The 24,269-nt window shown below is 35.2% G+C and carries 20 protein-coding genes and 1 tRNA gene; 10 read left to right on the top strand and 11 right to left on the bottom strand.

Annotated elements, in window-relative coordinates; genetic code table 11:
* Positions 1-3: 3 nt before the first annotated feature.
* Positions 4-2,799 carry a 2-oxoglutarate dehydrogenase E1 component gene (locus QZ657_RS02590; RefSeq protein ID WP_276471512.1) on the bottom strand — a complete coding sequence of 932 codons (2,796 nt, stop codon included), beginning with the start codon at positions 2,797-2,799 and terminating at the stop codon, positions 4-6.
* A 117-nt stretch (positions 2,800-2,916) separates the two neighbouring features.
* Between QZ657_RS02590 and QZ657_RS02585 the strand changes: the two genes are divergently transcribed.
* Both QZ657_RS02585 and QZ657_RS02580 read left to right on the top strand, forming a co-directional pair.
* Positions 2,917-3,432, top strand: a complete 516-nt coding sequence (locus tag QZ657_RS02585) for an alpha-ketoglutarate decarboxylase (RefSeq protein ID WP_291964790.1) — start codon at positions 2,917-2,919, stop codon at positions 3,430-3,432.
* Positions 3,433-3,468: 36 nt separating this feature from the next.
* The gene (locus QZ657_RS02580) at positions 3,469-4,572 is read left to right on the top strand and encodes an acyltransferase family protein (RefSeq protein ID WP_291964788.1); all 1,104 of its coding nucleotides are present in this window, start codon (positions 3,469-3,471) and stop codon (positions 4,570-4,572) included.
* Between the two features lie 15 nt (positions 4,573-4,587).
* Here the strand turns inward: QZ657_RS02580 and QZ657_RS02575 are convergent, their stop codons facing one another.
* From QZ657_RS02575 to QZ657_RS02560, 4 genes are all read right to left on the bottom strand, one after another.
* On the bottom strand, positions 4,588-4,941 hold the full coding sequence (locus tag QZ657_RS02575) for a hypothetical protein (protein ID WP_291961131.1): 354 nt from the start codon (positions 4,939-4,941) through the stop codon (positions 4,588-4,590).
* 47 nt (positions 4,942-4,988) lie between these two features.
* A complete protein-coding gene (locus tag QZ657_RS02570) occupies positions 4,989-6,263 on the bottom strand; it encodes a metal-dependent hydrolase family protein (RefSeq protein ID WP_291964786.1) in 1,275 nt (424 codons plus the stop codon).
* Between the two features lie 76 nt (positions 6,264-6,339).
* Positions 6,340-7,356, bottom strand: coding sequence for a UDP-glucose 4-epimerase GalE (gene galE, locus QZ657_RS02565; RefSeq protein WP_291961134.1), 1,017 nt, complete (start codon positions 7,354-7,356; stop codon positions 6,340-6,342).
* 45 nt (positions 7,357-7,401) lie between these two features.
* Complete coding sequence (locus QZ657_RS02560) at positions 7,402-8,556, bottom strand: DegT/DnrJ/EryC1/StrS family aminotransferase (protein WP_291964784.1); 1,155 nt, start codon at positions 8,554-8,556, stop codon at positions 7,402-7,404.
* Positions 8,557-8,646: 90 nt separating this feature from the next.
* Here QZ657_RS02560 and QZ657_RS02555 point away from each other — a divergent pair, with 90 nt between their 5' ends.
* Positions 8,647-9,894 carry a 3-deoxy-D-manno-octulosonic acid transferase gene (locus tag QZ657_RS02555; RefSeq protein ID WP_291964782.1) on the top strand — a complete coding sequence of 416 codons (1,248 nt, stop codon included), beginning with the start codon at positions 8,647-8,649 and terminating at the stop codon, positions 9,892-9,894.
* A 183-nt stretch (positions 9,895-10,077) separates the two neighbouring features.
* Positions 10,078-10,209: a hypothetical protein gene (locus QZ657_RS02550; protein ID WP_291961140.1), complete on the top strand. Its 132-nt coding sequence runs from the start codon at positions 10,078-10,080 to the stop codon at positions 10,207-10,209.
* A gap of 561 nt (positions 10,210-10,770) precedes the next feature.
* Here the strand turns inward: QZ657_RS02550 and QZ657_RS02545 are convergent.
* Both QZ657_RS02545 and QZ657_RS02540 read right to left on the bottom strand, forming a co-directional pair.
* Positions 10,771-12,855: a glycoside hydrolase family 16 protein gene (locus QZ657_RS02545; protein WP_291964780.1), complete on the bottom strand. Its 2,085-nt coding sequence runs from the start codon at positions 12,853-12,855 to the stop codon at positions 10,771-10,773.
* Positions 12,856-13,165: 310 nt separating this feature from the next.
* The gene (locus QZ657_RS02540) at positions 13,166-15,970 is read right to left on the bottom strand and encodes a triple tyrosine motif-containing protein (protein WP_291964777.1); all 2,805 of its coding nucleotides are present in this window, start codon (positions 15,968-15,970) and stop codon (positions 13,166-13,168) included.
* 243 nt (positions 15,971-16,213) lie between these two features.
* Between QZ657_RS02540 and QZ657_RS02535 the strand changes: the two genes are divergently transcribed.
* Positions 16,214-16,462 carry a hypothetical protein gene (locus QZ657_RS02535; protein WP_276471502.1) on the top strand — a complete coding sequence of 83 codons (249 nt, stop codon included), beginning with the start codon at positions 16,214-16,216 and terminating at the stop codon, positions 16,460-16,462.
* 55 nt (positions 16,463-16,517) lie between these two features.
* Here the strand turns inward: QZ657_RS02535 and QZ657_RS02530 are convergent, their stop codons facing one another.
* The 3 genes from QZ657_RS02530 to QZ657_RS02520 form a co-directional block, all read right to left on the bottom strand.
* Positions 16,518-16,805: a DUF427 domain-containing protein gene (locus QZ657_RS02530; RefSeq protein WP_291961146.1), complete on the bottom strand. Its 288-nt coding sequence runs from the start codon at positions 16,803-16,805 to the stop codon at positions 16,518-16,520.
* A 16-nt stretch (positions 16,806-16,821) separates the two neighbouring features.
* Positions 16,822-18,027 carry a bifunctional alpha/beta hydrolase/OsmC family protein gene (locus QZ657_RS02525; RefSeq protein ID WP_291964775.1) on the bottom strand — a complete coding sequence of 402 codons (1,206 nt, stop codon included), beginning with the start codon at positions 18,025-18,027 and terminating at the stop codon, positions 16,822-16,824.
* 136 nt (positions 18,028-18,163) lie between these two features.
* Positions 18,164-18,245: transfer RNA gene (locus tag QZ657_RS02520), tRNA-Leu, on the bottom strand.
* Positions 18,246-18,373: 128 nt separating this feature from the next.
* Here QZ657_RS02520 and QZ657_RS02515 point away from each other — a divergent pair.
* Positions 18,374-19,765 (top strand): dipeptidase, encoded by a 1,392-nt coding sequence (locus QZ657_RS02515; RefSeq protein ID WP_291964773.1) that lies wholly within the window; start codon positions 18,374-18,376, stop codon positions 19,763-19,765.
* A gap of 151 nt (positions 19,766-19,916) precedes the next feature.
* Here QZ657_RS02515 and QZ657_RS02510 read toward each other — a convergent pair whose 3' ends face one another.
* A complete protein-coding gene (locus QZ657_RS02510; RefSeq protein WP_291964771.1) occupies positions 19,917-20,495 on the bottom strand; it encodes a PhnA domain-containing protein in 579 nt (192 codons plus the stop codon).
* Between the two features lie 123 nt (positions 20,496-20,618).
* Here QZ657_RS02510 and QZ657_RS17205 point away from each other — a divergent pair, with 123 nt between their 5' ends.
* From QZ657_RS17205 to QZ657_RS02490, 4 genes are all read left to right on the top strand, one after another.
* Positions 20,619-21,164, top strand: a complete 546-nt coding sequence (locus tag QZ657_RS17205) for a GldL-related protein (protein WP_366934145.1) — start codon at positions 20,619-20,621, stop codon at positions 21,162-21,164.
* An 87-nt stretch (positions 21,165-21,251) separates the two neighbouring features.
* The gene (locus QZ657_RS02500; protein WP_058104004.1) at positions 21,252-21,617 is read left to right on the top strand and encodes a BlaI/MecI/CopY family transcriptional regulator; all 366 of its coding nucleotides are present in this window, start codon (positions 21,252-21,254) and stop codon (positions 21,615-21,617) included.
* 83 nt (positions 21,618-21,700) lie between these two features.
* Entirely contained in the window at positions 21,701-24,067 is a 2,367-nt protein-coding gene (locus QZ657_RS02495) for a M56 family metallopeptidase (RefSeq protein WP_291964768.1), read from the top strand.
* Positions 24,068-24,083: 16 nt separating this feature from the next.
* Positions 24,084-24,269: hypothetical protein (locus QZ657_RS02490; protein ID WP_291964766.1), on the top strand; the 186-nt coding region annotated here is incomplete at its 3' end.

The raw sequence follows: 24,269 nt of genomic DNA, 5'->3' as shown, positions 1-24,269 counted from the left end.
ATTTTATTTTTTAGGTTTGGACATATTGTCCTTTGTCTTATCAAAAACGTAATCTATAACTTGTTGGTGACGTGCTTTTGAACGTACAGAACTACCCGCTGCGGGTGCCGCATAAAAACGTCTAGAAACTACTCTAAAATTCCTAGCTTCATCAAAATGCGTTAACAGGTGGCTCCATGCCCCCATATTTCTAGGTTCTTCCTGAGCCCAAACTATATCGTCCGCATTCTTATATTTGGCAATAGCCTCCCTAATTTGCTTTTCAGGAATAGGAAACAATTGCTCTATTCTTACCAATGCCACATCATCCCTAGAATTCTCTTCTTTGACCGCCAGAAGGTCATAATAGAATTTACCCGTACAAAATACCAAAGATTTTATTTTTTTGACATCTGCGGTTTCATCATCTATTACCTCTTGGAAACCTCCGGTAGTTAAATCTGCAATCTTAGACACCGCTTTTGGATGTCTCAACAAACTTTTAGGCGTAAATATGATCAAAGGCTTTCTAAAATTAGCCTTCATTTGTCTACGAAGAATATGGAACATCTGCGCTGGCGTAGTTACATCCGCTATATACATATTATCTTTTGCACATAGTTGCAAATAACGCTCCATTCTTGCCGAAGAATGCTCTGCACCTTGCCCTTCATAACCGTGAGGCAATAACATTACCAAACCATTTTGAAGTTTCCATTTATCTTCTGCCGCAGAGATATATTGGTCGATCATAATTTGAGCTCCATTACTGAAATCTCCAAATTGCGCTTCCCAAATAGTTAATGTATTAGGACTTGCCATGGCATAACCATAGTCAAAACCTACAACACCATATTCTGACAATAGTGAATTGTATATCTGAAACTTAGCTTGCTTTTCAGAAAGGTGATTTAACAAAATAACCTCTTCTTCACTTTCTTCAACTTTCATTACCGCATGACGGTGAGAAAAAGTACCACGCTCCACATCTTGCCCAGACATACGAACTGCATACCCTTCTTCCAGTAAAGAACCGTAAGCTAAGAGCTCACCCATTGCCCAGTCTAAGTTATCGGCTTCAAAATACATATTGTACCTATCTTTAACCAACTTTTCAACTTTACGTAAAAACTTTTTCCCCTCTGGCAAAGCAGTTATTACCTTGGCAATTTTATTTAATTTGGTTTTAGAAAATTTAGTATTCACGGCATCCATCATCTCCCATTCACGGACATTCTCAAAACCTTTCCATTCATCTGCCATGAACGGAGTAATTACAGTTTTGTCTTCTTTTCGGGAATCTTCTAATTTTTCCTCAAGAGAATCCTTATACTGCTTTTCTAACTGCTTAACGTAAGTGCTATCAATAACACCTTCTTGAATAAGTTTCTCTGCATATATATCTCTTGGATTTTTATGCTTGGATATAGCCTTGTATAATTTTGGTTGTGTAAACCTTGGTTCATCACCTTCATTATGCCCGTATTTTCTATACCCCAACAAATCTATAAACACATCTCCCTTAAACTGCATTCTATATTCTAACGCAAAAAGAGATGCATGTACTACAGCCTCCGCATCATCTGCATTAACATGTAACACCGGACTCAATGTTACCTTGGCAACATCGGTACAATAGGTAGATGTTCTGGCATCTAAATAGTTTGTTGTAAAACCAATTTGATTGTTTACCACTATATGTATAGTACCACCGGTCTTATATCCATCTAGCCCGGCCATTTGAACCACTTCATAGACCAAACCTTGACCAGCTATAGCAGCATCACCATGAACTACAATAGGCAAAACCTTAGAAATATCATCTTGATAATCCGCATCTTGTTTTGCTCTTGCAATACCCTCAACGACCGCACCTACCGTCTCTAAGTGAGATGGGTTAGGAGCAATGCTCATCTTAATTTTATTACCGTTGTCAGATTTTCTATCAGACGTCCAACCTAAGTGATATTTAACGTCACCATCAAAAATCTCTTGCTCGTAGTCTTTACCATCGAATTCACTGAAGATATCTTTAGCGGATTTACCGAATATATTGGTAAGTACGTTCAATCTACCACGGTGAGCCATACCCATAACAAATTGCTTCACACCCATTTCAGCGGCGCGCTCCACAATTACATCCAAGGCAGGTATCAATGATTCATTACCTTCCAATGAAAACCTTTTTTGCCCTACATATTTAGTATGCAAAAAAGTTTCAAAAGATATAGCATGATTAAGCTTCTTAAGAATATGTTTTTTACGGTCTGGCTCAAAATTAGGATGATTGTCATTTACGTTTATCCAATCTTGGATCCATTTAACACGCTCTGGTTTTCGAATATACATATACTCTACTCCAATAGCATCGCAATAGATACTTTGTAGATGCCTAACAATCTCTTTTAAAGAGCTGGGACCTATACCAATTACGTCACCGGCATTAAAAACAGTTTCCAGATCAGAAGAAGCTAATCCAAAATTTTCAATTTCTAAAGTTGGCTCGTAATGTCTTCGTTCACGTACGGGGTTTGTCTTAGTAAACAGATGACCTCTGCTTCGGTAACCATCGATCAAGCGTATTACCTGAAACTCTTTTTGAAGCGATTCCGGCATTTCACTAGAATGGCCGTTTACTACAACCGTAGTTCGATTTTCATCGATTTCCAACTCGTCTAAAGAGCTTTCAACCCCAAAATCGAATCCTTGAAAAAAGGCTCTCCAGCTTGGCTCTACACTATCTGGATTCACTAAGTACTTATCGTATAACTCTGAAAAAAAAGAGGTATGAACGGTATTTAAAAAGGAATATTTATCCATGAATTACTTTCTGTATCTTTAGAATAAATTTCTAACAAAAATACAACATTTACAATATCTAACGATAGAATGCCATGTATTATTGAAAAAAACGAAACTTTAAAACAAAATCGTCATATGAGCTTAAAAAAATTAATTTTCATTGGGTTAGCAACGTTAAATATCACCATAACACTTGCCCAAGCATCAAAAAACAATTCTGATTTCTGGAATAACGTTAGATTTGGTGGAAGTATTGGATTAGGGTTCACAAATAATGGATTCAATGGATCTATTGCACCAAGTGCCATTTATCAATTTAACGACAAATTTGCTTCTGGGGCCAGTTTAAGTTTTAATTATGCCAAGTTTGACAATGATAAATTATTGGCTTATGGCGGCAGTGTTCTATCATTATACAATCCATTACCACAAATACAACTATCCGCAGAATTTGAGCAATTACGTATAAATAGAACGATTACGACACAGACCATAGATATTGAAGATAATTATTGGCTACCCGCATTCTTTATTGGTGCCGGTTACAGTAATAGAAATGTAACTTTTGGACTACGTTACGATGTATTGTACGATGACACTAAGAGTATTTACGGCAATGCACTAATGCCTTTTGTTCGAGTTTATTTTTAATATATCATTACCCTTCAACAAACCAAACCGACCGGCATGAGCAAACTAAAAAACCGATATCTTTCATTGGATGTTTTTAGGGGAATGGATGTAGCCCTCATGATCGTCGTAAACTCTCCCGGAAACGGAGATACCAGTTTTGGAATATTAAAGCATGCTGCATGGAACGGGTTTACACTTACCGATCTTGTCTTCCCTACATTTTTATTCGTTGTTGGCAATGCTATGAGTTTTAGTATGAAGAAGTACGAAAACTTAGGAAACAGCGCATTTTTTAAAAAAGTTTTAAAACGATTTTTGGTAATATTCTTATTAGGGTTTCTTATGTATTGGTTTCCATTTTTTGAAGAAGGTGGCTTAAAACCTATTGCCGAGACCAGAATATTTGGCGTATTACAACGTATAGCACTATGCTATTTGTTCGCTTCTATTCTGGTCCATTATTTTAATACAAAATCTGTATTATTTTTTAGTGTGATAGCACTAATAGGTTATCATATTATTTTAGTAGCATTTGGAGACTTGACCTTAACGGGAAATGCCGTTTTAAAACTCGATAAATTTTTAATTGGAGCTGACCATTTGTATCACGGCAACGGTGGTACGGCTTTTGACCCTGAAGGATTATTAAGTACATTACCTGCCATAGTCAATGTTATTGCCGGATACTTTACCGGTAAATTCATTCAAAAGAGCGGTCAAAATTTTGAAACCATAGCCAAACTCTTCATGGCTGCCGGCATTCTTATAATTACGGGATTTGCGTGGGATTTAATACTTCCGTTCAACAAAAAGCTATGGTCCAGTTCTTTTGTATTACTTACCAGCGGTATTGATATATTTATTATTGCCATTTTAATATATTTTCTTGACATACTAAAACCTGGAAAATGGACTTATTTCTTTGAAGTATTTGGCAGGAACACCTTGTTTATCTATTTATTATCGGAGCTTTTTATAATTAGTTTGGCAGAAATAAACATGAAAGGTACTACCGCATATAATTGGATAGCCAACAATATTTTCATTGCTACTACTGGCGATTACTTTGGATCTCTATTATTTGCCCTATGGGTTATGCTTACCTGTTGGCTAGTTGGCTGCTTTATGGACAAAAAAGAATTTTACATTAAAGTATAAAAACAGTTACACAAATTACTGGTACATTTTCCGATACCATACTTTTTTATACGCTCTTTTTAAAATTAAGAATGTAACCTGATCCGCCACATCTACGGTATCGGTAATCTCTATATGCTGAAATTCACGTTCAGGTACATCTATGATATACATTAAGTTAAGATATTCTGCAAAATGCTCCATCATTAAGAAGTATATCTTTTCACGAATGAGAGCTACAAAAGCAATATTCTCCAAATTTTTTGGCATACTTAAGGGAACATTCGCAAGCATAAAATCTTTAATTACCTGCTGCTTCAATTCATCTATTAGAAAAGCGTCTACGGCCACCTGTATTAGTTGCTCACTATTATCAACTTTCAACTTCATACAATCATTCGTATTGATACAATTATGAAAAGAAAAAAATGGAGTTATTACAATTGTTTATACACCACCCCTTCCTTCATGACAAAAATCACCTCTGTTAAGGTTTCTATATTATCTAATGGATTCTCATTTACAGCAACAATATCTGCGATATACCCCACCTTGATCTGCCCTAACTCTTTCTCACCTAAAAGCATGGCATTTGTTATAGTGGCAGAGCGCAACGCCTCTATAATTGGCATACCTGCTTTATTCATATAAATAAATTCTTTAGCGTTATCTCCATGGGGAGACACCCCAGAATCTGTACCGAAAGCTATACTGACACCTTTTTTATAAGCTTTTGCAAATGTAGCGTTCAATTTAGGACCAATTTCTAAAGCTTTTTTAGCAACGACCGGAGGCAAATAATTAGGTATTTTTGCCAATCTGGCCGCCTCTTGGCCTGCAGAGATAGTAGGAACCATAAATGTGTTATGCTTAATCATTAAATCCATAGTTTCCTCAGACATCAATGTACCATGCTCTATAGTTTTTATACCTCCTAAAATAGCTCTTTGCATACCTTCGTCACCATGGGCATGGGCTGCGGTAAGCATACCATAGTCATTGGCCGTATCAGTAATCTCCTTTATTTCTTCAATGGTAAATTGAGGGTTTTGACCACTTTTAGCTACACTTAATACGCCGCCCGTAGCTGTAATTTTAATAACGTCCGCACCATCTTTATACCGCTGACGTACCGCTTTTCTACCATCCTCGGGAGAATTGACCACACCTTCTTTTGGCCCTGGATCACCCATTAGTTCATTACTTCTACCATTAGTAGGATCCGCATGACCACCTGTAGAAGCAAGTGCTTTACCTGCCGTAAAAATTCTTGGTCCTACCACCGTACCCTTATTTATCGCTTTTTTTAAGGCAATATTTACTCCTGAGCCACCTAAATCACGAACTGTGGTAAAACCGGCCATCAATGTTCTTTTGGCATAAACTGTAGACTCAAAAGCAACATCGGCTTCATTTAAAGTAAATGCTTCTAAATATCTTGAAGGACTAGATTCGCTTTCAATATGAACATGCATATCTATAAAGCCCGGTAAAATAGTTTTCGATTTTAGATCTATTGTTTTGTCGGCATCACTTCCAGCAACAAATCCATTTCTAATCTCTCTAATCTTATTTTCTGAAATGACTATTGTTTTTTCAGACAAGATTTTACCAGATGCTACATCAACTATTTTCCCACATTGTAAATAGGTATCTTGAGCGGATACAACTGAAAACACGAACAAAACTAAAAGAAACAACGAACTTTTCATAACAGACGGCCTTTAAATTAAATAAGGGGAAATATAGCCATATTTCCCCTTATTTATATTGTAGACCCTGAAAAAATCAGTCACGTATTTTCTGTTCCCAAATCCAAGCATAGTTCATAGCTTCATCCAGGCTATATTCAGCTTTCCAGCCTAAAACTTTATTTGCCTTTGTAGTATCTGCATAAGCTGTAGTAACATCACCAGGCCTTCTACCTACTATCTTGTAATTTAATTTTCTGCCAGACACTTTTTCAAAACTCTTTATAGCCTCTAATACAGAGCTACCCTTACCAGTACCTACATTAAATACCTCATAATTAGATTCATTTTTACCATTAAGCAAACGCTCTAATGCTACAACATGGGCTTTAGCTAAATCAACCACATAAATATAATCTCTAATACACGTACCATCTGGCGTAGGGTAATCATCTCCAAAAACCGACAATTCTTCTCTTAACCCTATACCCGTTTGTGTAATAAAAGGCACCAAATTCTGAGGTACACCTTTGGGCAATTCCCCTATTTCACCACTAGGGTGTGCGCCCATAGGGTTAAAATAACGTAGGGCAATGGCATTCAAATTCGGTATCACCTTACAAGTATCGGCAATGATTTCTTCGCCCATTTGCTTGGTATTACCATATGGAGATTCTGCTGCCTTAACCGGTGCATCTTCTGTAATAGGCATTTTATCGGCTTGACCGTAAACGGTACATGAAGAACTAAAGATAAAGCTGGCTTTATTCTTTTTACACAATTCCTTTAAAATGTAAACTAGGGTACCTATGTTGTTCTCATAATATAAAAGAGGCTTTTCAACGCTCTCACCAACCGCTTTAGATGCAGCAAAATGAATAACACCAGTAACATCTTGATAACGTTGAAAAAAGTCTTCGACCTTATGCTTTTCTTTTAAATCCAATTTTTCAAAAGCCGGTTTTTTTCCGGTTATTGCCTCTATACCATCAAGAACGCTTTCATCTGAATTTGAACAGTCATCAATAATGACAACTTCAAATCCTTTGTTCTGTAATTCTACAACGGTATGAGAACCAATAAAACCTAATCCGCCTGTTACTAATACTTTCATTTATAATACTATTTGAACGTTATCAAATTTAGAAAACTATCCTTACTACCCGTTAACAAACCCGATAACTAACTTCGTTATATGGTCAATCTGTTCTTGATCTAACTCTGTATGCATTGGTAAAGACAATACTTCTGTGACCAATTGATTTGTAACCGGAAAATCCGCTTCGTTATATCTATCATCTAGATATGCCTTTTGCTTGTGAAGTGGAATTGGGTAATAGATACCAAAAGGAACTTCATTTTTGGCTAAAAATTGTGCCAATTCATCTCTTTTACCGTTTGTTATACGCAATGTGTATTGATGAAAAACGTGACAATCGCACACATCACAAATACCTCCACAATTGTTGACCGTTACAGGTGTAACAATATGCTCTTGCCCTTCAAAAGCTTTAGAATAGGCTCGTGCTGCATTTCTTCTTGCTTCACAATACCCATCTAACTTTGGCAATTTAGCACGTAATACGGCCGCTTGTATAGAATCTAATCTTGAATTTACACCAACAACATCATGATGGTAGCGCTCGTACATTCCATGGTTTACAATACCGCGAAGCGTATGCGCCAATTTATCGTCATTAGTAAAGATTGCACCACCATCGCCATAACAGCCTAAATTTTTAGATGGAAAAAAAGAAGTAGCGCCAACATGACCCATACTGCCCGCCACCTGTTTGGTACCATCTTTAGAAAGATACTTAGCTCCAATGGCCTGTGCATTATCTTCAATAACGAACAAGTCATGTTTTTTTGCCAAATCTAAAATTGCATCCATATTGGCACATTGACCAAAAAGATGAACAGGAACGATAGCCTTCGTTTTGGGCGTAATTGCTTTTTCGATCGCTTCAATGTCAATGTTAAAGGTATCCGGATAAACATCGACCAAAACAGGAGTTAACTGTAGCAAGGCAATTACCTCTACTGTTGCGGCAAAAGTAAAATCTGCAGTTATTACCTCATCACCCGGCTTTAAACCCAAACCCATCATTGCGATCTGCAAGGCATCTGTACCGTTGGCACATGGTATTACATGTTTAACCTGCAGATATTCTTCCAACTCCTTTTGAAATGCATGCACCTCAGGTCCGTTAATAAATGCCGAAGTTTCTAATATTTGGGTTATTGAAGTATTTACTTGATCTTTAATTTCTTGGTATTGACCACCTAGGTCTACCATTTGTATCTTTTTCATCTGTTGTAATTACATGAAGCAATACAAAAATACGAAACAGGTGACAGTAATTTTATGGAAAGAAACGTAATTTAGCACAAAAGCATCAGTTTGTACTTTCTCTATAACCTTATCGTCATCAGCGCCTCTGCCATTTTAAAGGCCCTAGCACTAACAAACACAAAACTATCCTTATTTGTAAATGGAAGAAGAGAAACTATTTCCTTGATCAATCAAAAAATTTCAACAGAAGACAAGGTAATATGGATCCATGCCGCTTCTTTAGGTGAGTATGAACAAGGATTGCCCGTTATTGAAAAACTAAAAGATCAACATCCATCACATAAAATACTTCTTACTTTTTTTTCACCTTCCGGGTATGAAGTAAAAAAAGACAGCAAGGTAGCAGATTGTATTTGCTATTTGCCTATGGACACCAAGTCAAAAGTAAATTCATTTTTAACTGCCGCACACCCAGATATAGCCATATTCATTAAATATGAAATTTGGCCTAACTACCTATTGGAACTGAAAAAAAACGATATACCAACATTTTTAATTTCGGCATTGTTTAAAGAAAATCAAATATATTTTAAATGGTACGGTGGTTTTATGCGTAAAGCAATGACCCGGTTTACCCATATATTTGTACAGAATGAAAAGTCTAAAAAACTATTAAGTTCTTTTGGTAACCTTACAAATGTTACCATTGCAGGGGACACCCGTTTTGATCGGGTAAGTGAAATTTTAGAGCGTAATAACGAGCTAGATTTCATGAAACTATTTAAAAACGAACAATATTGCTATGTAGCTGGCAGCACTTGGCCAGAAGACGAAAAAGTCATAATCGACTATATCAACCAAAACAACCAGCCTATTAAGTTTGTTATTGCACCGCACACTATTAAAAATAGTCTTATTCAAGAAATTACCGGGGCCATAAGCAAAAAAGTAATGCGCTATACCGAAATGGACAATGCAACTTTAAAGGACTATGATGTACTTATCATAGACACCATCGGTATTTTGACAAAAATTTACAGTTATGCCGATGTTGCCTATGTTGGTGGAGGCTTTGCTACCGGGCTCCACAACACACTAGAACCAGCAGTTTTTGGTATTCCGGTAATAATAGGCCCCCAGTTTGAAGAATTTGCAGAGGCAGAAGAACTAGTAGCACTTGGCGGAGTCATTTCAGTTTCTAATTACCAAAGCTTTCAAAAAATCAGTGACAAGTGTTATACGAGTAATGATTATAGATTAAAAGTTGGAAATATCAATACTACATACATTCAAGAAAAAGCTGGTGCTACCAATCTAATTGTTTCTAAGCTAAGCTCCGTTTTCACCTTAAAATAACAAACATTTACCAATTGACCCCGTAGTTATCACATATTATATCAATTCAAAAAAGGCAAATTATTGTATAGAAAAGATACTTTATAAGGATATTTTCTATACGTTAATCGATTTTACCAACCTATTCAACAGCACTTTAGGTTAGATCTCCCATATTGAGTACAGAACAATAGAACAATGATTATGAAACAAGAATTAACTTCAGGGGTTAAAATACTCAATGGATTTCTTAGATTAATGGTTACCTGCTTGGTAATAATTCTTTTATCTGTACCCTTGGCAGGTATTGCAGATTGGTTTAATTTAATTCAATAGATTTTAGAATAATATTGCCTACATAGCTTTACAAGCGATGATGTGATGTTATAAATTACTGAAATTCAGACATCGACGAAATACAGATTTCTAGGCTGAATTGCATTTTTTATAAACGACACACCACAATAACGTAGGATTTTACATCTATTTAAGACAGTTTTACAACTTTTTCTATGGAATTGTTGCTTAATTCAACTAACTTTAGTAGTGTAACTTTAAAGTAGGTAATGTTATGAACAATTTATCTTTCAAAACCGGAGTAGAGACTTATCTATCCGTGCTTGTTATTGCAATGCATGCATTTTTAGCTGTCGTTGTAGTAGGAGCTTTTTTAGCCCTTTTGGGGATTGTCTAATCTTTTAATACCAAATCCTTATTGAAAAAAAATTACTTTAAAAAAAATGCCCCTTGATTAAGGGGCATTTTTTATTTATAATACCTTAGAAAGATGATTGCTTAAAATTTACAATTCATTTAAAAGCTCATATTTTAAAGAAAAACAAAAATAAAAGGCTGCCGAAAAATATTCAACAGCCTTTTAAAAATAACTAACTAATTTTATTGATAAACTCTAACATAATCAACCTCCATGGTATCCTCTGTAAATGCCGGGTCAATAGTACCTCCTAAAGTACCTCCCATTGCAACATTCATAATTAAAAAGAAATCGGCATTGAATGGAGTAGTTGCATTGTTTACAAAACTATTGTGAACCAATTGATCATCTACAACAAATTTAATACTGTCCGGCGTCCACTCAACAGTGTAATTATGAAACTCAGAGATAGCATTTTCTACCGGTGTAGAACCTACAACTGCATTTCCTGCAGAATTACCTGGATAGTGTAATGCACTACTAATAGTATTGTTATTATTACCTACATGCTCCATGATATCAATCTCACCGGCTGCAGGCCAACCCACCTCATCAAAATTAGCCCCTAAAGCCCACAATGCAGGCCAAGTACCGCCAGAAGAAGGTAGTTTGGCCCTAATTTCAACTCTACCATAAGTAAATTCAAAAAGATTTTCAGATTTTATTCTTCCGGATGTGATGCCACCAGAAGGAGATACACCAAAATCAAAAAACAACACAACGCGATCATAGGTACCTGCTGCAACTCCTGTAAAATCAAAAGATAATGTCTCCCAGGTATTGGCAACAGAAGAACTAACGCTCACCTCTACATTCTCATCTGCGTTTGCTTGGTTCTCAAGTTTTAAAATTATGTTTGCACCGATTGCAGGTGACCATGTTTTTAAAGTAATAATAGGATAAGTAACAAGATCAACAGGTGCAGATAAATCAAAAAACGAACCTGCCCAAGTTTCAGCACCTAAGGCTTTAGTAGATTCCGCTACATTAGCACTTGTGTTTTCACCAGTAGCATCAGGATTGGCAATTACAACTGTTCCCACACCACCAAAACCAGTAAAAACCGGAGCAACACCTTCAAAATTTTCTATAGACTGGGTACCTCCTGCAGCATCGACCAAAGTCATGTCATCAAAATAGTGAACAGCTGCTTCACCTTCACCAGCTATTGCGGTTATTTTCAAGACCCCATCTTCTACCTTTACATTTTCCGCCTTATCGGTATATGTTTGTGATTCCGCATTACCCCAGCCGCCAGCACCTAGGTCATATGCCCAATTTGCAGGATTTGGCGCACCATCAACATCAAACTCATCTGACCAAACCAAATTGGTATATATAGTTTCTAGACTTTCTTCAGCACCTTCTACAGCTTCTGAAGATGTAAACTTATGGTACCACGCCAGATCAGCATTTTCCGTATCATAAGTTCTAACATACAATTCAGTATCACTTATCGATAAGATTTCATAGGTAGATGAGCCAACATAATACCCCATAAAACCACCATCTGAAAAACTCATCTGAATTCCCGTAGTTTGATCATCTGGGACATTACCCGACACTTCTGAGAGAACTACGCTCTTTGACCCCGTAGTATCAAAATCATAACAAAAATCAATATCCTCTGCACCACCTACAACAGCCTTGTGCCCAACATTAAAATAGGTTTGCCCTTTGTTATCCAACATATACGTTAATGCTCCAGAATCATCTACTGAAAATGTTAGTTCATCATCACATAAACAATCCGAATCATCTGTACCACATTTTTCAAACGCCGATGCAGAATACCATTTAGGATACCACCAGTCTCCATCAATTCCTTCTCTTGCAGGTCCTAAACCTAAATGCCCAGGTTGAGCAGCAGCTAAAAACCAAGTTTTTGAACTATTATTGGTCAAAAATGAAATAGTCTCAGTGTCTGTAAATGCCAATGAAACGGAGACATTCAATGTTTCGGAAATCTTTTTCCCTTCTGTAGAACCAGCAGTTATAGTTACCGTATATGAATTATCCCCAATTTCATCATAAGTTTTGGTCGTTAATCCAGAAGTTTCTAATGCCGAAGTACCATCACCAAAGTCATAATGGTAATAATTTGCATTTGTTGCAGACGCAGAAAACTCAAAAACACCCTCTCCTAAATTTTGAGCGCTTACCGTTAAGTTAGAAGGCATTACCGATTCTGGAATATCAATTTCATCTCCGTCACAGCTCATTAATACCGCAAATAAAGATACCATGATATACTTTAAATTTTTCATAGTTAATTTTTTTTGTTGAGTTAATTATTCAATTTTAAATATTATCAAAAGCGATTCAAAAAACAATCTTTGTTGTATTCAATTCAAGAAGATAACACTAGAGCAATTTAACACACATAATTACCATATTCTAAATTTTTACCACTACAAAAAACATACAATACAAATTATAACCTAAAAAAAATAGATAATACCAATATTTAGGGGTAGAATGAACAAAACCTTATTAATTAAAAAAGCATACAGAAAGCAACCAAAAACATAAAATGTTGTGGTAATGTTGTGGTATTATTTTGTTTTGTAGAGGAAATTAAAGACCCATTATGTAGTCAGTTAAACCAGATTCACGAGAAAGACCCATTTTTTTACGAAGACGATATCTTTTAACTTCTACACTGCGGACAGATATATTTAAAAGTGGAGCAATTTCTTTAGAAGAAAGGTTTAACCTTAAATAAGCACATAAACGTAAATCGTTAGCGGATAATTCTGGATGTTTACCTTTCACTTTTTTCAAAAAATCTTTATCGGCATTATTAAAGGCTCTTTCAAAAAACTTCCAATCATCTTCATTATTAATGTTTCTATCAATTATTTTAATTACAGATTTTACCTGAGGATTATCTGAACTTTCCTTCAACTTATCCTTTATAGAACTTAAAAATTCATTTTTCTTAATAATACTCATTGTAGAAATTGCCAACTCTCTATTTTTACTATCTACAAGTTCTTGTAATTGTTCATTTTTAATTTGAACAATCTTTTTTTGGTTCTTAAGCTTTTTACGCTTCAATCTTTTGTTATTGGCTTTTATTAATTGAAGCTGCTGCCTTTTATAATAGCTCTTATAAATTCTATGAATTAGTAACGAGGTTAACATTGCAATGATGATATAACATATAATTGCCCAATATGAAACATACCAAGGTCTTAAAATGGTAAAACTATAATTTGCAGTATTGCTAGATACATCATTACCAATTTTAGCCTTTACCTTGAAATTATAGTTCCCATAAGGTATATTATCAAAAGAAGCACTTGAAGAGAGTTTCCAACTACTCCACTCCTCATCTAGACCTTCTAACAAGTATTGATAATAGACTTCCGTATATTTATCATATTCGGCTACATTGTAATTAAAGCTAATACTATTTTCTTCATATAATATTTGTGGATTATCATGAATGAGTAAATTATCTTCAAGATCGTTTGGCATTTTTTTGATTGCAGAACCAATCTTGACTTCATATACTCTTTTCTCAATAGCATTTAAATCTAAGGTAATGTAGCCATTAGAAATTCCTATTAAATACAACTCATCCTCTAGATGAACCACCGATTCAAAGCCTAAGACACCCATTGTTCTCCTAAACGCTGCTGGAACTGGAATCTTAATCATTTGCGGTTCCTTGCTTAAATGTCCTTTGGAAACCGTAATTATATTATTTTTTGTAAAACCCCAAAGTCTTTCAAAATTATTTGTAGACCTAAGTATACCTATAATATGCTCATCTTCATTGAAGAAGTTATTCGTTAAAACAGACTCTGCTATAAATTCTTCATTATTCTTGTTATACTTAAAAACACCATTAATAGTACTGTAGAGTATTTGGTTATTATATCTTAACAAACTAGAACCAATTCCCTTTGACTCTTTTCTGTCAATCTTTTCAACACTAGTAAGATCATTACTAATTTTTAAATCATAAACTCCCTTATAATCGTGATTAACCAATATATGATAATCGCCTACAGATTCAAAAAATCTAGTAGAGCTATCAAAACCGACGATACTATTACGGTACTTCCAATTACCATCATCATTCTCAAGAATACTAAGACCCTTGTAATTACCTTGGATGAGCAAATTAGATCTACCTGATATAGATTGAACGTCCCAGGTGCCTGGCACGCTCGAAATTTTGTTTACTTCTCCATTATTTACGACATAAGTTCCAGTATGGTGCCCACAGAATAAGGTACCGTCAATTTCCTTTAATGACCAGACCTGCCCTTCCGTACCATCTATTAGCTTAAATTTATCATTTCTATCTATTCTTTTGTAAAACAATCCTTGATTGGTTCCTAGATATAACAAATTATCTATTTTCTTTGCCGTATAGACTACACCTATACTTCCTGCATAATCAATATACTCCTTATAGGGCGACTCTAGATTAACAATACTAATACCATTATCCAAACCCAACCAGAGATTATAATCGTTATCTTGAAACAGTGAAAGAACAGTATTATTATTAATTCCCTTTTCCTGATTTATATGTTTTAATAGCCCACCATTTTTATCTAAATGGTATATCCCTTTAGAGATGGTTCCTAAAACAAAAGAACCATCATGCAATTGTATTGCACTGTAAATTTTAGTTAGTGAAAAATCATCTAACGACGTAATTTTCCATTCTATAATTCCTTCGTTTCCTAAATTATAAAAAGAACCTTTTTCAGTTATGACCAGTATATTGTTGTCTACACCAAATGCCCCAACAATATTTATATTCTTGAACACGGCCTCATCAGAAACCATAATTGGCTCTCCATTTTCTAGTGTAAAAAAACCTTTACCTATATCTTGAAAGTATATTTTACCATCAATTTCAAATATTTTAGGATTATTACTCCTAACATCAAAAATTTGAAATGTTGAACTGTGTATATTATAAACATAAACCCTATCCAGAGACTGAAAAAGCACCCAATCTTTAAGCTGTGTTATATTCCAAAAATCCTCGTCTTCTATAAGCGGTTCCTTTAACCGATCGGAAATGGATATATAGTCTAATTTACCGTATGCATTACGATTCCAATAGCCAAACTCCATATAACTACCTGTATAAATCTTGTCATCAAAAGCCATAACAGATTTTACCGGTGTTCCATAAGGCATTTGGTACAATGACCAAGAATTTCCATTAAACTCTAACAAGCCATCATTATTTGCTACATAAATAGTCCGATCTGCAGATTGAGCCATAGACCAATTCTGGTTACCGGCATTATATTCTATAGGTGTATAGTTTTGAATAGGAGGTAGCTCTTGCCCGGATAAGCGTAGTGCAAAGAGAACTATTGTAGTGATAAAAAGTCTAAATATCATTTAAGGTAACATCAATATTCAATCTTTTAAATATAAGGCATTTAAAGTCAGTGGAGATATTCCAGTATTATACAAGCTATTAAAATGACACACTGAATACTAAATATCAAAAGTAGCCATGTAGTCACTGAACTATACTTCTATTTTTAAATAATCTAAATACATACTACTGTAATACAGCAATTTAAATTGTATTTTAAAGTTTAGCAACGTAGATTTATGTAGAACGTAAAACAATAAATTATGTCGATAAGATTAGGAAATAGTTGCGTTAACTGCGACAACTTAGTAGAAGGGAATACTTGTAAAGTTCATGGAGTAAAAGTTGGTAATAGTTACACTTGTGATAGTTTTGAAATGAAAGCCGCTTTGAAGGATGACACCAATTGTATAACCTGTATTAGATTTGAATCTAGCGATTGTGCAAACCCACAAAAGGCAGCACCAGGCATGTCATGCAGCCACTGGGCTCCACAAAATGCTACAGCGTAAGTGATTTAATCGTATAAAATTTTAAAGGTCAGTTTAACACTGACCTTTTTTAATGCTAGATTTCTTTCACTTCTACCCCTTTCCAAAAAGCGATATACCCTTTAATACCTTTTGCTAATTCTGATACTTCTGGATAATACCATGCGGCATCCTTGTTGACATCACCATCAACCTTAATATCATAATAAGATGCTACTCCTTTCCAGGGGCAACTTGTATGTGTATCCGTAGTTGTAAAATATTCTTTTTTAATTGCGGAAGGCGGAAAGTAATGGTTGCCTTCAACCTGTACCGTAGCATCACTTTCAGCAATTACCGTATTATTCCATATAGCTTTTACCATATTATTTTAGTTTTTTTTATTTAAGTTTTGTTACAATAATCGATGTTGCGGACAAGGTTTTATGCACAGGACATTTATCTGCAATTTCCATTAACCTACTCTTTTGACTATCGTCTAAATTACCGAACAATTCTATACTTCGTTTAAAAGTATCGATCTTTTTAATAGTCGAAGTATTTTGAGAATCAGGAGCATGTTCTTTACCGTGATCAATATGTACTATAATCTTTTGTAAGTCCCACTTTTTTCTTGAAGCATACATTCTTAAAGTCATAGCAGTACAAGCTCCCAAGCCAGATGAAACGTAGTCATAAGGCGAAGGACCAAAGTCATTACCGCCAAAATCCTTAGGCTCATCTGCAATCAACAGATGATTACCGGCCACTATTTCAGAGGTGAAACCCTCATTACCAATACTTACTGCCACCTGATGCGTAGTTTTTACAGACTGTCTTTTAGGAATATCCAAATACCGCTCTGCCCAACCTGCAATCACATTACCTACATAGGTAGAATCTACACTATCCATTAAAAGATGGTCGGCCTTATCAATAGAAATAAAGCTCTTTGGATGATGTGCATACTGGTACAATTCTTTTGCATTTTCAATCCCTACAATGGTATCTTGAGGAGAATGCAGCACCAAATACGGTTTTCTTAAATTCTTTAGGACCTCTTTCATTGGTTTAGATTCAATATCATCTATAAAATCCTTTTTGATAGTAAAATCGCGTCCTCCGATATTCACTTTTGCCTTACCGGTTGCATTTATTTCATCAACATTAGATTTGAACAAATGTTGCACATGTGCCGGTGAAGATGGCGCCCCAATGGTAGAAACAGCAACAACGGACTCCAGTTTAGCAGAAGCAAAAATAACGGCTGCACCACCAAGTGAGTGACCTACTAGCAAAGAGGGAGCTTTATAATTCACTTCTAAAAACTTAGATGCGTAAATAAGGTCAGAAACGTTAGATGAAAAGTTGGTGTCCTCAAAACTGCCCTCGCTATCGCCTAACCCGGTAAAATCAAAACGGAGCACTGCTATTCCTTTATTCACTAGGGCCCTTGATATATTACGAACCGCAGAGAAATTCTTATTACACGTAAAACAATGCGCAAAAATGGCATAGCTATGTGCTTCTTGATTATTAGGTATTTCTAACCTAGCTGCTAATTGTTTTCCTTCAGAATTTGTAAATGATACTTTTTCGAAACCCATAACTATCCTTTCTCCAATATTAGAAGTAAATAACTACTAAAACTTACAATTCTTATGAGAAACAGAAATCTAGGATGCTCCTTTTAAAACTAAATCCATAAAAAAAGCCTCTCAGTTTCCTGAAAGGCTTTCGTTGTACAGGCGGAGAGACTCGAACTCTCACACCTCGCGGCACTAGATCCTAAGTCTAGCGTGTCTACCAATTCCACCACGCCTGCATACTTTCCAAAATCACGATATGTGATTATCGGGGTGCAAATATAATGCAAAAAATCAATTCTCTAAATTTTAGCTATTTAAAAATTACGCTTTTTGTACTTTTATCAAAAGTCAGATAAAAAATTGCATGAAAAACGTAAAAAATTATATCTCCGAAAACAAGGACCGATTTCTAAATGAAATCATAGAATTTCTTAAAATACCGTCTGTTAGCGCAGATCCTGCCTTCTCGCAAGATGTATTAAACGCTGCAGAAATGGTAAAATCAAGACTAGAAGATGCAGGTTGCGATATTGTTGAAATTCATGAAACAGCAGGTTATCCTATAGTTTATGGTGAAAAAATCATAAACAAAGACCTACCAACGGTACTAGTTTACGGCCATTATGATGTACAACCGGCCGAGCCATTGGAATTATGGACTTCCCCACCTTATGAGCCGGTAATAAAAAAAACCGATTTACACCCAGAAGGAGCCATTTTTGCACGTGGCGCCTGCGATGACAAAGGGCAAATGTACATGCATGTAAAGGCATTGGAGTTGATGGTAAAAACCGATCAGCTTCCGTGTAATGTAAAATTTATGATCGAAGGCGAAGAGGAAGTTGGCAGTAATAACTTAAGTATTTATGTAGCCGAGAACAAAGAAAAATTGGCAAACGATGTTATTTTAATATCGGACACGGGCATGATCGCTAATGATGTGCCGTCAATTACCACGGGTTTACGCGGACTTAGTTATGTTGAAGTAGAAGTTACGGGTCCTAATCGTGATTTGCATTCTGGTTTGTATGGTGGTGCCGTAGCAAATCCGATCAACATATTAACAAAAATGATCGCTAGTTTACATGACGAAAATAACCATATTACCATTCCAGGGTTTTATGACAAGGTAGAGGAACTTTCCGCCGAAGAACGCGCAGAAATGGCAAAAGCACCATTTAGCATCGAAAAATATCAAAAAGCTTTGGATATTGATTCAGTGTATGGTGAAGCAGGTTATTCTACAAACGAACGTAACTCCATTAGACCTACCTTAGATGTCAATGGTATTTGGGGCGGTTATATTGGGGAAGGAGCCAAAACGGTTATAGCAAGTAAAGCATATGCTAAAATATCTATGAGATTGGTACCCAACCAAGATTGGAGAGAAATTACCGAGCTATTTAAAACTCATTTTGAATCTATTGCACCTAAAGGTGTTACCGTAGTAGTAAAACCTCATCATGGAGGTCAAGGTTATGTAACGCCAATAGATACTGATGCATACCAAGCAGCATCAAAAGCATACGAAACCACTTTTGGAAAAAAACCGATACCGCAACGTAGTGGTGGTAGTATTCCTATAGTCGCTCTATTTGAAAAAGAACTAAAGAGTAAAACTATTCTAATGGGCTTTGGTTTAGATAGTGATGCCATACACTCCCCTAACGAACATTTTGGGGTATGGAACTACTTAAAAGGTATCGAAACCATCCCTTATTTTTATCAGTATTTTACGGAAATGACCAAGAAGTAGTTGACAGTTGACAGTTGACAGTTGACAGTTGACAGTTGACAGTTGACAGTTGACAGTAAATTAAAAAACGTCTTTGCTTACAAAGACGTTTTTTATTGTAGAAGTATATTTTGTTGATGATAAATTGATACCGAGAACCAATAACGAACAACTATATTTTTTTCACGTATTTAGTGATGATTACGGTAAGGGTAGGTCCTACTTTGCCTTCAATATATTCAGCATTTTCCCTATCTAACGAAATTCGCCTTACTGCAGTACCTTGTTTGGCTACTTGACTAGAACCTTTAATCTTTAGGTCTTTCACCAATACAACACTATCACCATTTTGTAAGATTACACCATTGACATCACGGTGAATTATCTTCTCACTTTCTGCCAAACCTTCTCCCGTAGCCTTTGCCCAATCTAAAACTTCAGGTTCTAAATACATCATATCCAGCAAATCTTTGGGCCAACCTTCAGATTTTAATCTAGATAGCATTCTCCACGCCACAACTTTTACAGAATCATACTCGCTCCACATACTGTCATTTAGACAACGCCAGTGATTAGCATCCATTTGTTCCGGGTCTTCAATTTGACTACGACACGTTTCACATGCCAAAATACTAGAATCAACTCCACTTATAGAAACTGGTTCAACTTCAAAAACCTCTAACTTATTGGTTCCGGTACATAATTCACATGTGGAACCACTACGTGCTTCTAAATCATCTTTTACACTCATTCTAGGTTGCTTTTAGGCTGCAAATCTAAACTTTTAAAAGGGAACAAATCATACCATAGCCTATTTGAAAACACTTAAAACTTTTATTCGCCGTTCTACATAGAAACCAAAGAAGTAAAACTTTTGATTAACAAGGAAAAAAGCAACCGATTTCTAAGAGTAAGCATTGCCTTGGCATTAATTGCCATACTCTTTAAAATAATGCATTGGCCCTATGCTGAAATATTATTGGTTACAGCAGTTGGTGGCATCGCTATTTTCTTCATTATAGGGTTTTACAAAAAACCAATCAAAAACTGGTTAGATTATGCCAAGTTATTTTTATTAATTTCGTTTTTACTTCATTACTTGTTTAGAGTTCTGCATTTAAATTATGGTTATATATTTTCCTATATTTTTAGAATAGCCTTGGTAATTTTCATCATTGCCTATATAAAAGATGTATTTTTCTCAAATGATAATTCCTCCACATTAGAGGAACAGCCCCCTACTTCAAAAAAGAAAATCATCAACATAGTTCTATATTCAATTGCGGTAATTTGTATTATTATTGGTGCTCAATTTAAAATTCTACACTGGCAATTTGGATTCATAAACGGAAACGTTCTGCTAGCCGCAGGTCTTATAGCTGCTGCCCTTTCTATTATATTAGGTTTTAAAAAATCTTAGTACACCCAAAACGCATTTAACCTCTACATTTGTAGAATCAAATTATTTATTCTATGTTTGTAGAACAAATTCTAAACTTATAGAAAAATGCAGCTATCCAAATCGGAAGAAGAATTAATGAATATACTTTGGAAGCAAAAGAAAGCTTTCATGAAAGACTTATTGGATGCTTACCCAGAACCAAAGCCCGCTACCACCACTGTAGCCACCTTGTTGAAAAGGATGACCGATAAAAAGTTTATTGACTATAAAAGTTATGGCAGAAGCAGAGAATATTATCCGCTAGTTAAGAAAAAAGACTATTTCTCTAAACATGTAAACGGACTCATTAAAAACTTTTTTAACGATAGCGCCAGTCAGTTTGCTTCATTTTTTACGCAAGAAACCAATTTAAGCAAAGCTGAATTGGAGGAATTGAAGAAATTAATAGATGTTGAAATAGAAAAGAAGTAATTATGGAAATCTATCTTTTAAAATCTACGGCATGCATGGGCATTTTTTTAGTGTTCTATAAACTTTTGCTTGAAAGGGAAAGTATGCACCATTTTAAAAGATTCTTTCTATTAACTGCGCTTATTATTTCTCTAATAATTCCACAAATTGTTTTTACCGAATATATTGAAGCAGAACCAACCACTGCTGTCACTCAAATTTTAACTATAAATGAACAACCAGAAATAACACCTATAGTTCATGTGATGGAAGAATCGCCCATGAATTGGTCCTTAATTCTTTATACTATTTATGGTTTGGGAGTTGCAATTTTTGGATTTCGTTTTCTTTATAACATTGCCAAACTATGGATCCGTGTTAGACGCAATACCCAAATTAAATTTAATTTCTTGGTAAAAGTCTTGTTAAAAGAAGAATTACCGCCACATACATTTCTTCGCTATATATTTTTGAACAAGCAAAAATTTGAATCTAAGAGTATACCGGCTGCTGTACTATTACATGAAGAAACCCATGCAAAGGAGTGGCATAGTTTAGATGTTCTTTTTATTGAATTGCTACAAGTTTTATTCTGGTTTAATCCGTTGATATATCTATTTAAAAAAACCATTAAACTCAACCACGAATTTTTAGCAGATAGTGCGGTACTCAATAATCAAGAAGACCATTTAAACTATCAAAATACATTGCTGTCGTATTTATCAAACAACAGCCATAACATCCATCAATCAGTTGGTATTGCAAATGCCATAAATTATTCATCAATCAAAAAACGAATCATCATCATGAAAAAACAAACATCAAAAAGAAATATTTTAATTCGAAGTCTATTGTTGCTGCCGTTACTAGCTTTAATGCTTTACGGCTTTAGTCAAAGGAACGTGGTATCTAAAAACACCATCAAAGACATTAATATTGAAATTACAAAAACTGGAGATTTGCTAATCAACAATGAACGGGCAACTTTAGAAAACCTTTCAACAGAACTAGAAATGGTCAATCATAATTTTGGACCATATATTACTAGAAACTACATAACCGCTCATATTCTTTATGATGAAACTCAATATAAATTAATTGATCAGGTACAATCAACACTGCGAGCTTCAGGTATATCCAATATTGAACATTTTAGTAAAAAAACTATTACGCTTCTTGACAAAAACGGATTTGAACCAAGCGAGTATCATGGTAAAACTATAAATGAAGCTAAAGAAATACGCAAAGCAAATGTATACAATGATCTTAAGACAGATATCTATCATGAACCGCTTTTAGAGATAGCTTGGATAGAAGTAAAGAACAAAAATCAAATTTGGCTTAACAATGAGCATGTTCAACTATCACAACTAAATGAGAAGGTAAAGGAAAAATTTCCATTGGCAGTTAAAAACAACAAATTATCAGCACAGATTTATACACAAAGGAGTATAGACTCAAGTTTTACAGCTGCCATTTCACAAGAATTGAGAAAGCTAAAGACAAAAAGCATTACTGTTTTTTCTAAAAAGTATATCATGCCTAAAAAGGAATATAAGGATACCGTAGACATTAGTCCAAAGGTTGTTTTGGTAAAAACTAACCATCTAGTATTACAAACCAGAGAAAATGAACAGTCAACGATTCCTAAGATAACCGTAAATATAAATAAAGAAGGGCAGTTGCTTGTACAAGATGAGTTAGTTGAATTAGAAGATTTGCAGAAACATTTATCTGAAATAAATTCTCATTTAACTATTAACCAGAGAAAACAAATTGTAAAAACAATAATAAAGGTTGTACCTGACAGCCCCAAAGAAGTAGTGATGAAAGTAGAGCAAGAATTACTTGCGTATGGAGCAGCAACTATTGACATTCAAGAATACAACCCTAAAATCGATAAAAGAAAAAAAAGAGCAACATCTGTTCAAATGTCAAAATATGATGAGCTTGCAAAAAAATACAACCGTATGATAGCCGATGGTAGCAATATCCGCATCCTGAAATCTGATATAAATCAATTAAAACATATTTACGGATTAATGTCTAAAGAGCAAAAAGAGAATGCAGAGCCATTCCCTGATTTCCCAGAGCCACCACCAGCTCCCAAAGCTCCAAAAGCACCGAATTCTTCAGATTATGCAGATAATCAAATTAAAGAAATCATTGAAAATCAAGACCCCTATGATCATTTGAACTTAAATATCAATGGAATAAAAGGAACATCCTCAAAAACGACTATGGAACTTACTAGTCCTGCGGCACCCACTCCTCCTACTCCACCCTCTCCTCTTGACTACGCTAAAGACATGGCAAAAAAAGGAGCAATATTTTATTTTGAAGGCGAAAAAATAACGTCTGATAAAGCGATCGACATACTTAAAAAGAACAAAGAATTGAATATGGAATCTCGTAAGAAACTTGGAAAGACTGAAGTAAGAATTACTACCGCACCTGTAACCATACGATAGACACAACGTCAAACATATGTTAAAGCCCTCTTTTAGAGGGCTTTTTACGTACCAAAAACAAAAAAGTTACGTTCACCCAGTATACATCATCATCATCATCAACTTGCCAGCCGTATGGATGGTCAAAAAACGAATTTTCATCATGATTCAAAATTTCTTCATTCTTTGTTCTGGCGCCGACTCAGAACTTTTAAAAACATGT

The organism is Maribacter sp. (assembly GCA_020629415.1).
GTDB classification, from domain to species: domain Bacteria; phylum Bacteroidota; class Bacteroidia; order Flavobacteriales; family Flavobacteriaceae; genus Maribacter; species Maribacter huludaoensis.
This window is presented reverse-complemented; position numbering and strand designations above follow the sequence as displayed.

Excerpts from the sequence above, each read along its gene's own strand:
- QZ657_RS02585 (WP_291964790.1), top strand. The coding sequence starts at position 2,917 with ATGAGCTTAAAAAAATTAATTTTCATTGGGTTAGCAACGTTAAATATC.
- QZ657_RS02515 (WP_291964773.1), top strand. The coding sequence starts at position 18,374 with ATGAAAAACGTAAAAAATTATATCTCCGAAAACAAGGACCGATTTCTA.
- galE (WP_291961134.1), bottom strand. The coding sequence starts at position 7,356 with ATGAAAGTATTAGTAACAGGCGGATTAGGTTTTATTGGTTCTCATACC.
- QZ657_RS02535 (WP_276471502.1), top strand. The coding sequence starts at position 16,214 with ATGTCGATAAGATTAGGAAATAGTTGCGTTAACTGCGACAACTTAGTA.
- QZ657_RS02510 (WP_291964771.1), bottom strand. The coding sequence starts at position 20,495 with ATGAGTGTAAAAGATGATTTAGAAGCACGTAGTGGTTCCACATGTGAA.
- QZ657_RS02560 (WP_291964784.1), bottom strand. The coding sequence starts at position 8,556 with ATGAAAAAGATACAAATGGTAGACCTAGGTGGTCAATACCAAGAAATT.
- QZ657_RS02590 (WP_276471512.1), bottom strand. The coding sequence starts at position 2,799 with ATGGATAAATATTCCTTTTTAAATACCGTTCATACCTCTTTTTTTTCA.
- QZ657_RS02570 (WP_291964786.1), bottom strand. The coding sequence starts at position 6,263 with ATGAAAAGTTCGTTGTTTCTTTTAGTTTTGTTCGTGTTTTCAGTTGTA.
- QZ657_RS02575 (WP_291961131.1), bottom strand. The coding sequence starts at position 4,941 with ATGAAGTTGAAAGTTGATAATAGTGAGCAACTAATACAGGTGGCCGTA.
- QZ657_RS02580 (WP_291964788.1), top strand. The coding sequence starts at position 3,469 with ATGAGCAAACTAAAAAACCGATATCTTTCATTGGATGTTTTTAGGGGA.
- QZ657_RS02530 (WP_291961146.1), bottom strand. The coding sequence starts at position 16,805 with ATGGTAAAAGCTATATGGAATAATACGGTAATTGCTGAAAGTGATGCT.
- QZ657_RS02550 (WP_291961140.1), top strand. The coding sequence starts at position 10,078 with ATGAAACAAGAATTAACTTCAGGGGTTAAAATACTCAATGGATTTCTT.
- QZ657_RS02500 (WP_058104004.1), top strand. The coding sequence starts at position 21,252 with ATGCAGCTATCCAAATCGGAAGAAGAATTAATGAATATACTTTGGAAG.
- QZ657_RS02525 (WP_291964775.1), bottom strand. The coding sequence starts at position 18,027 with ATGGGTTTCGAAAAAGTATCATTTACAAATTCTGAAGGAAAACAATTA.
- QZ657_RS02495 (WP_291964768.1), top strand. The coding sequence starts at position 21,701 with ATGCACCATTTTAAAAGATTCTTTCTATTAACTGCGCTTATTATTTCT.
- QZ657_RS02540 (WP_291964777.1), bottom strand. The coding sequence starts at position 15,970 with ATGATATTTAGACTTTTTATCACTACAATAGTTCTCTTTGCACTACGC.
- QZ657_RS02545 (WP_291964780.1), bottom strand. The coding sequence starts at position 12,855 with ATGAAAAATTTAAAGTATATCATGGTATCTTTATTTGCGGTATTAATG.